The 14277-nt window shown below is 64.9% G+C and carries 10 protein-coding genes; 1 reads left to right on the top strand and 9 read right to left on the bottom strand.

All coding sequences use genetic code 11. The features are described 5' to 3' along the window. Positions 1 to 108: 108 nt before the first annotated feature. From FRC98_RS02455 to FRC98_RS02415, 9 genes are all read right to left on the bottom strand, one after another. A complete protein-coding gene (locus FRC98_RS02455; RefSeq protein WP_146979710.1) occupies positions 109 to 396 on the bottom strand; it encodes a PG0541 family transporter-associated protein in 288 nt (95 codons plus the stop codon). Then, positions 393 to 3479, bottom strand: coding sequence for an efflux RND transporter permease subunit (locus FRC98_RS02450; RefSeq protein WP_146979709.1), 3087 nt, complete (start codon positions 3477 to 3479; stop codon positions 393 to 395). Before FRC98_RS02450 ends, FRC98_RS02455 begins: the two co-directional genes overlap by 4 nt. A gap of 102 nt (positions 3480 to 3581) precedes the next feature. After that, positions 3582 to 4784: an efflux RND transporter periplasmic adaptor subunit gene (locus FRC98_RS02445; protein WP_146979708.1), complete on the bottom strand. Its 1203-nt coding sequence runs from the start codon at positions 4782 to 4784 to the stop codon at positions 3582 to 3584. After that, positions 4777 to 6261 carry a TolC family protein gene (locus tag FRC98_RS02440; RefSeq protein ID WP_146979707.1) on the bottom strand — a complete coding sequence of 495 codons (1485 nt, stop codon included), beginning with the start codon at positions 6259 to 6261 and terminating at the stop codon, positions 4777 to 4779. Before FRC98_RS02440 ends, FRC98_RS02445 begins: the two co-directional genes overlap by 8 nt. Further along, entirely contained in the window at positions 6254 to 6733 is a 480-nt protein-coding gene (locus FRC98_RS02435; RefSeq protein WP_146979706.1) for a GbsR/MarR family transcriptional regulator, read from the bottom strand. The genes FRC98_RS02440 and FRC98_RS02435 overlap by 8 nt, the downstream gene beginning before the upstream one ends. 274 nt (positions 6734 to 7007) lie before the next feature. Continuing rightward, a complete protein-coding gene (locus FRC98_RS02430; protein WP_146979705.1) occupies positions 7008 to 8021 on the bottom strand; it encodes an MYXO-CTERM sorting domain-containing protein in 1014 nt (337 codons plus the stop codon). A gap of 68 nt (positions 8022 to 8089) precedes the next feature. Next, the gene (locus FRC98_RS02425; RefSeq protein WP_146979704.1) at positions 8090 to 9250 is read right to left on the bottom strand and encodes an MYXO-CTERM sorting domain-containing protein; all 1161 of its coding nucleotides are present in this window, start codon (positions 9248 to 9250) and stop codon (positions 8090 to 8092) included. 166 nt (positions 9251 to 9416) lie between these two features. After that, on the bottom strand, positions 9417 to 10619 hold the full coding sequence (locus tag FRC98_RS02420) for a DUF790 family protein (RefSeq protein WP_146979703.1): 1203 nt from the start codon (positions 10617 to 10619) through the stop codon (positions 9417 to 9419). Continuing rightward, the gene (locus tag FRC98_RS02415; protein WP_146979702.1) at positions 10606 to 12012 is read right to left on the bottom strand and encodes a DEAD/DEAH box helicase; all 1407 of its coding nucleotides are present in this window, start codon (positions 12010 to 12012) and stop codon (positions 10606 to 10608) included. Before FRC98_RS02415 ends, FRC98_RS02420 begins: the two co-directional genes overlap by 14 nt. A gap of 112 nt (positions 12013 to 12124) precedes the next feature. Here FRC98_RS02415 and FRC98_RS02410 point away from each other — a divergent pair, with 112 nt between their 5' ends. Next, positions 12125 to 14251, top strand: a complete 2127-nt coding sequence (locus FRC98_RS02410) for a serine/threonine protein kinase (protein WP_146979701.1) — start codon at positions 12125 to 12127, stop codon at positions 14249 to 14251. Positions 14252 to 14277: the final 26 nt, after the last annotated feature.

The raw sequence follows: 14277 nt of genomic DNA, 5'->3' as shown, positions 1-14277 counted from the left end.
ACAACGTGGCACCCGCAATCGATTCACGATGCTTTTAAATTAGCGCACCTTCACGCGCGATGACAGCCCGGGCCTCCCCCCCAGGGGCGATCCCCCCCCAAAAAACCCTTAAATCGCCTTCTCCACCGGGCTCACAAAGGCCCGCAGTCCTCGCCCCTGGGAGTCGAGTTCGGCAAGCGCATCGAGCAGAGCGTCGAGCTGCTCATCTTCCACGACCACGTACATCGCCCCGTTAAGCGAGGGCCAGATATGGTTCCCCATATGCGGCTCACCGGTGGTGGTGCCGCGGCCCTGCACGCCGTTCCAGCGCGTAAAGCCGCGCAGCTCCAGCTCATCGAGCAGGTGAATCAGGCGCTCCGAGAGCACCTCATTGTAGGTAATCATCACCGCTTTCACGTCATACCTCCGGTTTTGGTCTCGGCGTTACGCTCAAACATCCCGTAGAGCACCGGCACGATGATCAGGGTGACCACCGTCGAGAAGCTCAGCCCGCCGATCACCGAGATGGCCATCGGCTTCCACAGCTCCGCCCCCTCGCCAATCTCCAGTGCCAGGGGAATCATCGCGAGAATCGTCGTCAGCGTCGTCATCAACACCGGACGCAGACGCGAGACGCTGCCGTCGACGATCGCCTCAAAGATGGGCTGGCCGCGCCCCTGCAACAACTTGATGTAGTCGATGAGCACAATCGCGTTTTTCACGACAATCCCCACCAGAATGATCGCCCCGATAAGCCCGATGACGCTCAGGGGCGTGTCGGTGATCAACAGCGCGAGAATCACGCCGGTAAACGCAAAGGGAATCGAGAACATGATGACAAAGGGCTCTTTGAGCGACTCAAACTGCCCGGCCATCACCAGGTAGACGAGGATCAGACTCAGGGCGAGGATCAGGAAGAGGTCCTGGAAAGACTCCTGCTGCTCCTGGAAGTCGCCGCCGTAGGTGATGGCGATCTGCGGAGGCAGGTTCTGCGCATCGACCCACTCGCGCACGTCCTCCATCACCAGGTTCAGGGGGCGGCCCTCAATGCCGGCGGAGACCGTGAGCATGCGCTCGCGGTCGATGCGCTCGATGTTGGGCGGCACCATGAACTCTTTGATCTCACCCAGATCTTCAACGCGCACGCGCGCGCCGGTGGGCGTATTGATCGTCATCTCCCGTACCTGCTCGAGCGAGCCGCGCTCCCCCTCGGCGTAGCGCAGCACCACGTCGTACTCGTCGCCGCCGCGGCGGAAGATCGTGGCGGTCTGCCCGGCGATGTTGCCGCGCACCACCTGGGCGACCTGGGCGGAGGTCAGCCCGAAGTCGCTCAGGCGCTCGCGATCAAAGATGATCTCAAACTCCGGGCGGCTCTCACCGCGGCTTAAGTTGACGTCGCGGGTGCCCTCGATGCCCTCCATATGCTCGGCAAGGTCGCGGGCCAGCGCGGTGGTCTGCTCCAGATCAAAGCCGCGAATCTCCACGGAGACCGGCTGCGCGCTCCCCGCACCGCCGCTGTTACCGGAGGTCACCGTGGAGGTCACGATCTCGGGAGTGCCGGCCAGAATCCCGCGGATCTGGTCGGCGACCTCAAAGACCGAGCGCTCGCGATCGTCCTGGTCAATGAGCTCCATGCGCAGCTGAAACTCGTTTTTGCCCCCGCCCACCCCGCCAAACATCGAGCCGCTGGTGCCGCTGGTGCTGTTGAGGCGTTTGAGCTCGGGCACCGCGTCGGTGATCTGAGCCTCCAGCCTGCCAACCACCTCGGAGGTATAATCGAGGCTTCGGCTGGTCTCCAGCTCACCGCTCACCGTCACAAAGCCGTCATCGCTGATGGGCATAAACTCAGTGCCCACTCGCGGCACCAGCGCCACGCTCAGGCCAAAGACCACAAGCGCTGCCAGCATGGTGGTTTTGCGAAAACGCACCGCCACGCGCAGGCTCCCGCGGTAGACCGACTCAATGCCCCGAAGTCCTTTATCGATGCCGCGGGCCAGCGCTTTCAGCGGCCCGCGCCCCTCTTCATCGACGGGCTTCATCATCAACGAGCCCATCATCGGCGTGAGCGTGAGCGCGGCCACCGTGGAGGTCACCACGGTGACCACAACGATGGCGCCGAGCTGGCCGAACCACACGCCCGTCTGACCTTCCAGGAAGGTCAGCGGCAAGAAGACCGCCACCACCGTGAGTGTGGTGGCCACAACCGCCACACCCACCTCCCCGGTGCCGTGGATCGCGGCCTCCCTGGGTGTCGACCCCCGCTCGATATGCTGCATGATGTTCTCGAGCACGACGATGGCATCATCGACCACCATCCCCAGCGCGATCGAGAGCGAGCTCAGCGAGATCATGTTCAGCGTCGAGCCCACAAGCGTCAGGTAGATAAAGCCCACAATCAGCGAGACCGGGATCGTCGCCGCGATCACGATCGTGGCCCGCCACTGGCGCAAGAAGATCAGCACCACCAGCACCACGAAGACCACCGCGTAGAAGAGCACCGAGCTTAAGTTGTTGATGGCATCCACGATGAAGTCGGAGGTGTCGATGATCAGCGTCATCTCCACATCATCGGGCAAAGACTCGGCGATCGCCGGCATCTGCGCCATGACCCGCTCGCTGACCTCGACGGTGTTGGCCTCGGTCTGCTTCTGCACCGCAAAGGTCAGCCCCTGGCGACCGTTGACGCGCGAGATGGCGTCCTCATCGGCAAAGCCCTCGCGGATGCTCGCGACCTGATCGAGCGTGACCTGGCGGCCCTGGTAGTTGGCCACGATCACCCCGCCGATATCTTCGACGGAGCGAAACTCGGTGTTCACCCGCAGGTTGTAGCTCTCGGTCCCCAGGTCCACACGACCGGCCGGCGACGAGATGTTCTCAGCCTGCAACGCCTGGGCGATGCGCGAGACGTCGAGGTTGTAGGCGCGCAGCCGCTCCGGATCGAGCACCACCTGCACCTCCCGGCTGGGCGCGCCGGTCACCGAGACATCCCCCACCCCGCTGATGCGGTTGATGGGGTTGACGATATAATCGTCGATGATCTGCTCGAGCTCCGGATAACTCTCCTCGGCGGTCACCGAGTAGATGACCACCGGAATGGCGCTGGCATCGAACTTTTGAAGGATGGGGTCATTGACGTCATCGGGCAGCAGAAACTCAGCCTGCCCCAGGCGGTCACGCACGTTGTTGGTGGCCTCGTCCATGTTGGCGCCACCGTTAAACTCCAGGGTGACCACCGAGACGTTATCCATCGAGGTGGAGGTGATCTCCAGAAGCTCCGGAGTGGTGCCCAGCGCGCTCTCCAGGTGCTCGGTGACGTTGCGCTCGACCTCCAGCGCACCGGCGCCCTCGTAGCTCGTGATCACCGAGATGATGGGCGAATCGACCTCGGGGAAGAGGTCCACCGGGAGGCGAATGTAGGAGTAAATGCCAAAAACCATGATGGCGATAAAGACCATCGAGGTGGCGATAGGCCGAGAGACGGCCAGGCGAAAGATGTTCATAATGCGTCCTCAATGCAGCAAAACAGGCAGCGTCGCCGCAACACGTTGAGAGCCACCCGGGGTTGCGAGCGCGCGCTGAAAATGAGCGCGCGCCCGCCAGCATCAGCCGGGCTGATCGGCGCTCTGGGCCTCATCATCGGCCTTGTCTTCGGCGCGCACATCGCGCTCATCGACCTCCGGGGTAACCTCATCGCCCCCCTCCGACTGATCCTCGGGCGCCCCCACCACCTCGACCTCCGTACCCTCATTGAGGCGAGACATCCCCTCGATCACCACCTGCGCGTCGGCCTCAAGACCGGAGCGCACAAGCTGGCGATCCTCAAAGCGCTCCCCCACCTCGATGAACGCGCGGTGGGCCTTGTTGCCGGGCTCCACCACCCACACAAAAGGCCGCTCGCGGCCGGGCTGGGTCTGCAGCGCGCTGCGCGCCACAAAGAGCCCCTCCACCTCGCCAAGCTCCAGGCTGGCGCGGGCCGACATCCCGGGGCTGAGCCGCCCGTCTTCATTGTCCAGGCGAATCTCCACCCGGAAGCTGCGACTATCCGGCGAAATCGTCGGATTTATCCGCGTGACCTCCCCGGCAAAATCTTCGCCCGGGTAGGTGTCCAGGTTCACCGTGGCCTTCATCCCCATCTTCACCTGCGGAAAATAGCGCTCGGCCACATCGATGATCACCTTGAGGGGATCGATCTGCTGCACCGTCAGGAGCGCCGGGGCCTGAGCCCCCACCACAAACTGCTCGCCGGCCACAAAATACCGGTTGGTCACCACGCCAGAGATCGGGCTTGTGAGTACGGTGTTGCTCTCCAGGAGCTCAATGTTGGCGCTGATGGAGTCGTAGGCCGCCTGAGCCTGCTCGAGCTGCTGGCGCGCCACCGCGCCGATGTCCACCAGGCGTTTGGCCCGGTCGAGCTCGGTCTGCGCGGTGCGCAGCTCCACCTGCGCCTGGCGCAGCGTGGCGTCATCCATCCTGGCGAGCACCTGGCCGCGGCGCACCCGGTCGCCCTCCTGCACGAGCATGCGCTCAATGCGCGTGCCCTGCTGACCGGTGATCTGCGCCACCTCCCAGGCCTCCAGCGTCCCGGAGTAGGTCGCGCGCCGTGGCAGCGTCAGCTCCTCTGGCGAGCTCACACGCACCGGCGCAGCCCGCTCCACGCTCTCTTCAGCCTCGGTGGCCTTCTCCTCGGCCGGGGGCTTGCACGCCGCGCTGCTCACCAGCAGCGCCAGCGCCGTAAGCATCACCGCGCCACGTTGAAACCTTCGTTGCACCTTCTTCGCAGAGGTCATCATCATCGCTTCAGTCATCGTTCTCGCTCCCGGCTCCGACCAGCTCTTCAAGGTCGAGCAGCGCGTTTAAGTAGTCGTTGAGCGCGGCGGTGTAGTTAAGCCGCGCGTCGGTCAGCGCGCTCTCGGCGTCGTTGACCTCCATCAGCCCGTAGGCGCCTTCTTCGTAGCTGGCCTGCGCGATGCGGTACCCTCGCTCGGCCTGCGCGACGTTGCGCTCCTGGGCCTCAATGGTCTTCTCCAGGTCGGCCAGACGCGCCTTCGCGATCTCGAACTCCGAGCGCAGCGACTGGCGCAAAAACTCTTCCTGCAGCCCCAGCCGCATCTGATCGACCTCGGCCTGCTCCACCCGCTGGCGCAGCCCCGGGCTGAAGATCGGCACCGAGAGGGTCAGCCCGGCGATCGCCGTCTCCCCCCACTCGTAATCCCAGAACTTCAGGTCGTTGGCCTGCCCCTGGTAGGTAAAGCTCCCGAAAGCGGCCAGCGTCGGCCAGTAGGCGGCCTTCTCCAGCGCCACCTGACGCTCCACCAGGCTGCGCTGGCCGCTGAGCTGAATCAGGTCGGCGTTTTGTTCAAAGTTCGGCTCCAGCTCGGCGGTATCGGCCTCGGAAAAAAGCTCGCGCAGCGAACCCGCCAGCCGGATGTCCTCATCAATCGGGATGGCCGTGAGCAGCTTGATGTAGTTGAGCGCGCCCTGATGGTTGCTCATCGCCCGGCTGATCTCGGGCTCCACGTTGCGCACCTGCACTTCCGTGCGGATCAAATCGTACTCCGGCGCCACCCCCTGCTCGTAAAGCGCGCGCACAAGCTCCAGGTTCTTCTGCAGGGTCGCGTAGCTCTCTTCGAGCACCTGCAACGACTCCAGGGTGATGAGCCCGTTGAGATACGCCCGCTGCACCTCCACGCTCACCGTGGTCTGCGAGGCCTCCACCACCAGCTGGCTGAGCTCCGCGCTGGCCTCGGCCAGATCGATGCTGCGGTTGAGCTGCGTCGACCACAGCGGCACCGAGACCTGAGCCGAGAAGTTGAAGTTATGCTTGTTGCCCGTGCGCAACACCCCGCCCCCGAAGGGGCTGTCTTCGGGAAGCACAATGAAGGGCGTGCGGATGTAGTTGGAGTACTGCCCCTCGGCGCTCACCTGCGGAAGCCGCCCGTAGCGCGCTTCTTTGAGGGCGAGCTCGGCGCTCTGCACGTCGGCCTGAGCAAGCGCGATCTGGTTGCCGCGACTCGTCGCCCGCTCCACCGCCTCATCGAGCGTCAGCACCCGGGCCGCGCCGGCCTGCTGCTCCGCGGCCTGGCGATCATCGGGGCCTGGCTGCGCGAGCTGGGGACGCTCAGGGGCCTCGGCCTCTGCCGTGCCGCCATCCTGACCCTCAACCGCCTCCTCGGAAGCGTCGTCGGGCATCTCCTGCGCCCCTGCGGGCGTATTCAGGAGCATCAGCGCGCAGAGCCCGAAGGCGCCGGCGCCGGCGACACGAAACATGCGTTGTTTACGCATCGGCGCCCTCCTCTTCCTTTGCGTCCTGACGATCGCGCCAGCGCACGAGCATCGCGTCCATGTCCTCGACCAGGAAGCGATGCCACTCCTGCATCTTCGTCAGGCGGCGCTGCGCCACGACGTTGTCTTCGGGGAGCCCGGGGATGGTGTCGTCGAGCACCTGCAGCACCGTGACCATGCGACGACGCGCTCGGGCCAGTGACACCTCGAAGGCGTCCGGCGCCAGACGGTAGTAGGTGTGACGATCGCCCGGCACCGTCGTGCGCTCCAGCAGCCCCATACCGTCGAGGAGGCGAGTGTTGGTGCTCACCGAGGCTTTGCTGACCTGGAGGATTTCGGCCATGTCGTCGAGGGTCAGCGCCCGATCTTCGATCAGCACCAGGCCGAAGATGCGGCCGGCGATGCGGGGGGCGCCGTCTTCTTCAAAGAGCAGGCCGAAGCGCTCAATGAATTCGATCTCTGCGTCATTCATAGGTTCGTCTCAGTGGGTGTTCTGCGTGTCATGCGTTGTCCATATGAAACATTCAGTATGAACTGAACGAACTAACGGCGCTAATCTGGAGACTATTTCACGCCGCGTCAACCGCATCTTCCCAAAAAGGCAAACCACCCACCAAAAACCGAACACGATCAACAACTTAGACCCATGACAGCCACCCGAATGAAAATAAAAACGCGCGACCCTCCGGGCCGCGCGTCACGCTTTTACTTCGATCGATGTCGGTTCAGGCCGACCTGAGCGCCGCTCAGGCCCTGCGTCGCCGACGCCACCTTCCCGTCATCAGCATCGCCACGATCAAAAACCAGTAGGCCAGTGGCGGCGATCCGCCGCTGCTGCTGCAACCGCCCTCGTCGTCCGATCCGCCGGTGGGTTCTTCCACATCCCAGCCGCCGGCGTCACTGCCCGCATCGGAGCCGGAGCCAACATCGCCCGCGCCGACGTCATCGCTGCCCGCGTCGCTGTCGTCCGGATCGCCCTCCACCGGCACCTCGGTCTCGCATCCGTCGACCTCGTCCCAGTCGGTGGTGCCAAACTGCCAGGGCATCTCCCCCTCAAAGTGGTTGCACTTATCGGGCACGCAGAGCTCGGCAGACTCACCCGGGCCACCGTCGCCGCTGAGCGCCGCAACGCGCACACACTCGACGCCTTCCATCACAAAGCCGTGAAACGCATCGACCTTATCGCTCAGGTAGCGCTGCTCCAGGACGGTGTCGCCGCGCTGCAGCTCCACGTAGTAGCTCACGGCCCCGGGCACCGCTCCAAAACGAATCATCTGATACGCATCGCCCCACTCACAGCTGTTGCCGGTGCCCTCGGCGTAGGTCTCGCGGTACCAGGTCAGCTCGGGCGCGCCCTCAACCGGCGCCCACGCATGGTCAGCGTCGACCTCGAAGCTGCGCTCAAAGTCGTCCTGGTACTCATTCCCGTACGTCACGCGCATGCTGTAGGTACCCTCGGCCAGCGGCGCTTGAGGCAAAAGCTCGCGCACAAAGCCGAAAAACGCGGCCTGACTCATCCGCTCTACGCTCACCGCCACAGGCTCGCCGGCCTCGTCCACAAGCTCAATGGTCGGATCGTCCTGCGCGCCGTTAAAAAAGATCAGAAGCTGCGCATCGGGCGCCACCACCGCATCTTCGGCGGGCAGGGCATCGACCACATACTCAAGCGCCGGATCGCAGGCGTGAGCCTCCACGGCATAAAGACCGCTTGCGAGCATCACCCCCGCACCGATCGCCAGGCCATTTCCAACATTCCACATCGTCATACTCCCGGCCGCCTTAAAGGGCGGCCATATTTTTGAAGATTTACATCAGACCTCTAAAGAGCTCAGCGACGCCGACGCCACACCAGCACTCCCAGCGCACCGACGAGCAGGCTCAGTGCGCCGCCTGCCGGGCTTCCCGACGAGGAGCAACCGCCTCCGCTGACAGCCTGCTGCGAACCATCATCGCCCAGGGCGACGTCACCGCCGGAGCCTGTGCCCACATCGCCGGAGCCCGCATCAACACTATCTCCCGCGTCGACCTGAGGATCATCGCCCACATCATCGCCGGGCTCAGGGCCCACATCATCGCCGGGCTCAGGCCCCACATCATCGCCGGGCTCAGGCCCCACATCGTCGGTGGGCCATTCACCCACATCAAAGCCAGCATCGCCACCCACATCGCCCCCGCTCGGGTCGTCTCCCTCACCGGGCTCGCCCGGGCAGCTGCCCTCACTCACAAGGCTCCAGTCGGTGGTTCCCAGCATGCCGGGGCTTTCATCGCGGCCATAATGGCGGCACTTCTGGGGCACGCAGCGCTCCGAGGCCTCGCTCTCGGTGCCGTCGCCGCGGATGGCATACGCCCGCACGCAGACCACATCGCCCAGGGTGATGCCGTGCTCGATGTCGGCGCGCCCGACCATCGGGCCGATCTCAAGGGCCGTATCAAACTCGGTCTCAAGCTCCACGCGGTAAGCCACAGCACCTGCGGCGGGATGAAGTTTGATGCGGTGATGCTCATCGCCAAACTCACAGCTATTGCCCACGGCCTGGTCGAAGGTCTCCCGGTACCAGGTCAGCACCGGAGGGGCCGGAGGCGCAGGCCAGGCCGCCTCGGCATCGACGGTAAAGAGGCTTGAGACGTTGTTCTGAGGGCTATGCTCGTACGTGGCGCTGAGCGTGTAGGTGCCCTCCGCCAGAGGTTGTGCAGGTTGCAGCGAGCGGGCCACCCCGAAGAAGGAGGCCAGGTGGGTCGTGAGCACCGTGGCCTCAACCCGCTGGCCGTCGGCGTCTCGGAGCTCGATGGTGGGCTCCTGCCCCGCCCCAAACCCAAAGAGCCACCCCTTAACATCGGGAGCCACCACCGCGCCCTCCGAAGGGTAGGTGTCGGTGATCTGACCCAGAGGCGGCATGCACGCATCGGCAACCGCCACCTGCCCCACCGTCATCGCCCCACCTACCGCCAGCCCCAGAAGAGCTGCACCTGTCACTTTTTCCAATCGCATCGTCGCCTCGTTTGCTTGCTGAACACCAACCATTCACCAGTATGCGTAAGACACCTTTCACCATGCACGCAGCGCTTGCTCAGCGCCAGCGCGTCGCGCACCTCCGCGCTCCGCCTGCACCTCCCAGACGTGCCCCCCGAAGCATTCAGACCCGTGTTGGACCGCCTCAGCCCAGCCCCAGCGCCTGGCTGGCCGCCTCAACGACCTTATCGCTCAGAATCACCCCCTTAAAAAACACCACCCCGGCCACCCCGGCCTCCATCTTCTCGCGGTCGGCCCGCAGCCGCTCGCTGACCACCAGAATCACCGGCCGCGCGCTCTTCAGCTCGGCCAGCCGCTCCAGCCGACGCCGCAGATACGACGCTCGCCAGGCCCCCACAATCTCCAGAAGCACCTCCCCACCGTCGGGCTCCCGCACCACATAATCGGTAACGAGCACCTCGTTATCGCCCAGGTCCACGACCTCCCCCTGGCGCACAAGCTCCCAGCCCTCGGGCGCCTGGTCGGGAAAACGCTCCTCAAACCACTGCTCCTCCTCGGCCACCCACTGCCCCCGCACTCGCCGATCGCTCTTCAGACCCTGGTCGGGCCCCAGCTCAAAGGTGCGCTCTTTGTTATCCCAATCGACCACCGCCTCAAGCTGCCAGCCCTTGAGATGCAACACCGCCGGCAAAAAACTCGCCATCGACAACCCGTAGCGCTTCCCTCCCTTGAGCACGCTGGCCGGCCCATCGACCTCGATCACATAGCCGCCTTTGACCCGCTCGGTCCGATGCATGAGCCTGTGAAACTTCAACATCTGAAAAAGATAACGCAGCCGGTTGGAGTCCTGCCCCTGGAGCGAGATCTTCAGACTCAGCGCCCGGTAGAGCACCGCCTGCGCCAGCGCCAGGTTGTAACGATGCAGCAGGCCCTCGGCGTCGATCGTCTTAAAAGAGCTGAGCACCTGGCGCTCCTCAAGGTCCGCATAAAGCGCCACCTCAAGCGCCTGCGCGCTCAACCCCATCGCCCGCCCGACCTCCTCAAGCACCGCGGCGCGCGCCTCTTCCCGATGCGGATTGCCCGCTTCGGCAGCCGCCAGAAAGAGCGCCTCGCGCACCTCGGAAGGCTCCGCCTCCGAGCGCACCTCGAACGCGCTGCGGTCGTAAAGAAGCTTCGCAAGCCCCCGCCAGATCAGAAAATCGGTGCCATGGCCAATGGCCTCCTCCACCCGCTCATCGACCAGCGCGCGCGGCTTGTTGAGGTGGTCGTCAAAGATGCTCACCAGCGCCTCAGCGCGCTCCAGAGCCTCGGGCGCCTCCACATCCAGATAACGCGGAACGATGGCGCCGCGCGTCTTTTTCACCCTCAAAAGATCACTGGTAAGCATCGTGCTCCCGACGTCGCTGGCTCACAAACCCCTCGACCGAATCCGCCGTCACCAGCTCGTACAACAACGCCCGCTTCCCCTCTCCTCGCCGCAAAATTCGGCCCAGCCGCTGCACATGCTCCCGCACGCTTCCCGAGCCGGCCAGGATCATCGCCACCGAAGCCTCCGGGATGTCCACCCCCTCGTTAAGCACCTTGCTGGTGACCAGCACGCGGTAGGTCCCCTCACGCACCCGTTTTAAGATCTCGCGCCGCTCCTTGATCTTCGTCTCGTGGGTGATCGCCGGGCATAAAAGCGCCTCACTGATGGCGTAGACCGAGGCGTTATCGTTGGTGAAGATCAGCACCCGCTCGTCGGGGTGCTCATCGAGAAGGTCGAAGAGCAGCGCCAACTTCTCCTGGTGCACAAGCGCCAGCCGCTTTTGCAGCCGGTGGGCCTTGAGCGCGCGCCGCCCCTCATCGGAGCGGCTGGTGGCCGCCAGGAAGTTGCGCCAGCCGTGGCGCCCGCCCAGGCGAATGCCCTGCGACTCCACAAACCCCCGGTAGACCGCGCGCGCCTTCTCATAAAGTTCGCGGTCTTCCTCGTTCATCGCCACTTCGAGAGTGCGCACCTCATAATCAGCCAGCACCTCCCCGGCCAGCTCCTTGATGGAGCGACGGTAGACCTGGGGGCCGACAAGATCATCAAGATCGCGCTCTTTTCCGTCGCTTCGCTCCGGTGTGGCCGTCAGCCCCAGCCGAAAGGGCGCAATACTCTGCAACGCCGCCTGCCGGTACACCTCCCCGGGCAGATGATGCGCCTCATCGAAGATCATCAACCCGAAACGATCGCCGAGCCTCGCCATGTGAATCGCCGCCGAGTCGTAGGTCGACACCGTGATGCGCTCCACCTGGTGGTACCCACCACCCAGCATGCCGATGGGCTGACCAAAAGCCGCCTCCAGGTTACCCACCCACTGGGTCATCAGATCGATGGTGGGCACCACCACAAGCGTGGTGCGCCCGGTGATCTCGATGGCCATCGACGCCACATAGCTTTTGCCCGCGCCGGTCGGAAGCACCACAACCCCGCGCCTTCCCCCCTGGCTCCAGGCCTCAAGCGCCTCGCTCTGGTGCTCGTAGGGCTTAAAGCGCCGCCCGCCCATCTTCAGGCCATGCTTCGCGTAGACGCGGGCCTCATCGCGCAACGTCAACCCGGAGCGCAAAAGCGCGGCCAGCACCTGACGGTAACGCCAGGCCGGCGCGCGCCAGGCGTCCACCCGCGCGTCATACACCCACCCGGGGCCAACCGCGCCCGCCTCGCCGCGCAGCACGAGCGTGCCTTCTTCAAACGACAACGCCGCATCGACCTGCGCCCCACTCTGTTCTTCTGAGTCTTCTGAGATACTGGACATCGCTTGAATTCTGCGGCCCGCTTAGATTGACCTGCTCCGGGGCCGTTGATAGCCTGAGCAGGCTTAAGGATGATGCCAACCATAGGTCTATGCCCCAGGGGAGTCCACCTCCGTGGTCGTCTTCGATGCAACATACAGCTTAGAGCCAGGACACCTCTTTGAGGGCAAGTACCGCATCCTGCGCGAGCTCGGCCGCGGCGGCTTCGGCATGGTCTATCTGGCCTTCCAGGTGGCGATGGACCGCCACGTCGCCCTTAAAGTCCTCAAGCCCGGGGTGGGCTCGGAAGCCCCCAGCGCGCGCGAGCGCTTTTTGCGCGAAGTCAAAATCATCAGCAAACTTCGCCACCCCAACACCGTCACCATCCACGACTATGGCGAGACCTTTGAGGGCGTCGTCTACATGGTGCTGGAGTTTGTCGAAGGGCAAACTCTCAAAGACATCCTCAAAGCCGAGGGCGCCCAGACGCCGATGCGCGCGCTGGCGCTCACCCGCCAGATCACCCGCTCGCTGGCCGAGGCCCACCGCCACGGCGTGGTGCACCGCGATCTCAAGCCCGCCAACATCATGGTCACCGACCTCGACACCGAGCCCGACTTTGTCAAAGTGCTCGACTTCGGAGTCGCTCGCCTTCTGGGCAAGCAGAACGACGACCTCACCTCGGTCGGGGTGCCCGAGGGCGAGCGTGCGCTGATCGGCACGCCCCGCTACATGAGCCCGGAGCAGGTCCGCGGCGAAACCCTCACCGGTGCCAGCGACCTCTACGGTATGGGCTTGATCCTCTACGAGATGCTCGTCGGCGAGCCGGCGGTGCAGGGTGATACGACGATGGGGCTAATCAGCCAGCAGCTCACGCCCGAGCCGCTGCGCCTGCCCAGCCTGATGGCGCTGCACCCGCTGCTCCAGGATCTCATCCGCACCGCCACGCAGAAGAACATCGCGCGGCGCTTCCGCTCCGCCGAGGAGTTCTGCGAGTCGATCGACCACGCCATGATGGCCCTCTCCCAGGAGCAGGGCTACTCGCCAGCCACCGGCGGCTATTTTGCGGTCAGCGGCAACTTCAGCGCGGTGCCCCGCACCGATCCCAGCGGCGTTCACCCTCACACCCCGCGCCACACCCACCAGCACACCCCGCAGCCCCGCGCCCAACCCGCGCACGCGCCACCGCCGGGATTCGGCGCCGCTGTGGGCGTCCACGCCGGCACGCAGTCCGGCAGCGCGCAGTCAGGCACGGACGCAGGCTGGCTCCAGGGCAACCTCACCGAACGCGACTTCGACACCAGCCCGGCCGACTCCGGCTTGAGCCCGGCCGAAGCGGCGCCTTTTGTGGGCAACCAGGTTGACTACGATCTCTCAGAAGAAAACCTCCTGGGCATCCCCAGCTCCGAGCTTCCGCTGCCCCCCGACGCGTATAACGACAGCAGCCCCTTCGCTCCGGCCAGCCCCCGGGAGCCGGCCCAACCGAACGCAGCGACAGGCTCCGGCGCGCACGCCGCCGCCATCTCTGCAACCCCAAAACCGCCCCCCCGTGCGGGCAGCGATGATAATTTGATTTCCTTTGCCTTCACCGTCGTAAAGCTCATCTTCCTGAGCATCCTGGCCGTCTTCTTCTGCTACATCACCTTCATCACCACCGGCGCGCTCCTGGGTGACTTCGCCCACGGCACCGTCAAGCTGGGGGTGGCCAGCACGCTCGCGCTCTCCATCCCGCTCTTCACCGCCCTGGGTGAAAACAGCCAGAAAGAGCGCTTCCACGTCGTCAAACGCCCCACCGATCGCCTGGCCCGCATCTTCATCGGCACCACGATCTTTGCGGCGGCGGCCTGCATCATCATGTCCTTTGCGATGGCCGGACGCGTCACCGACTTTTTGCGCAACGACCCCAACTGGTTCTTCCGCGAAAACGTCGACGTCAACTTCGAGCCCACCCCGGTCACCGAGGCCAACCGCACCCTCTCCTTCACCATGGCCGACGGCATCGAGGTCGCCATGACGAAGATCGGCCTCTACGACGGTCAACCCACCGCGGTGCAGGGCGGCGAGGGCGGTGCCATCGTTGCCCCTCCCCCCGCCCCGACGCGCCCGCGCGCCACGCCGGAACCAGCAGCGCCTGCGCCCCAGCCGGAGCGCCGCGCCGCCCCGGCCCCCACGCGCCCCTCCATGCCCGCGCCCACACGACCGGGCAACACCCGCAACACCGAGAAGGATGACACCCAGAAGGGTGACTACGTCCGCTGGTAATTCCCCCCGCCCTGGCTGAGGACGCC

This window comes from Lujinxingia vulgaris (assembly GCF_007997015.1).
GTDB lineage: Bacteria > Myxococcota_A > Bradymonadia > Bradymonadales > Bradymonadaceae > Lujinxingia > Lujinxingia vulgaris.
Note: the sequence above shows the minus strand (reverse complement) of the source record. Positions and strands in the feature narration are given on the sequence as shown.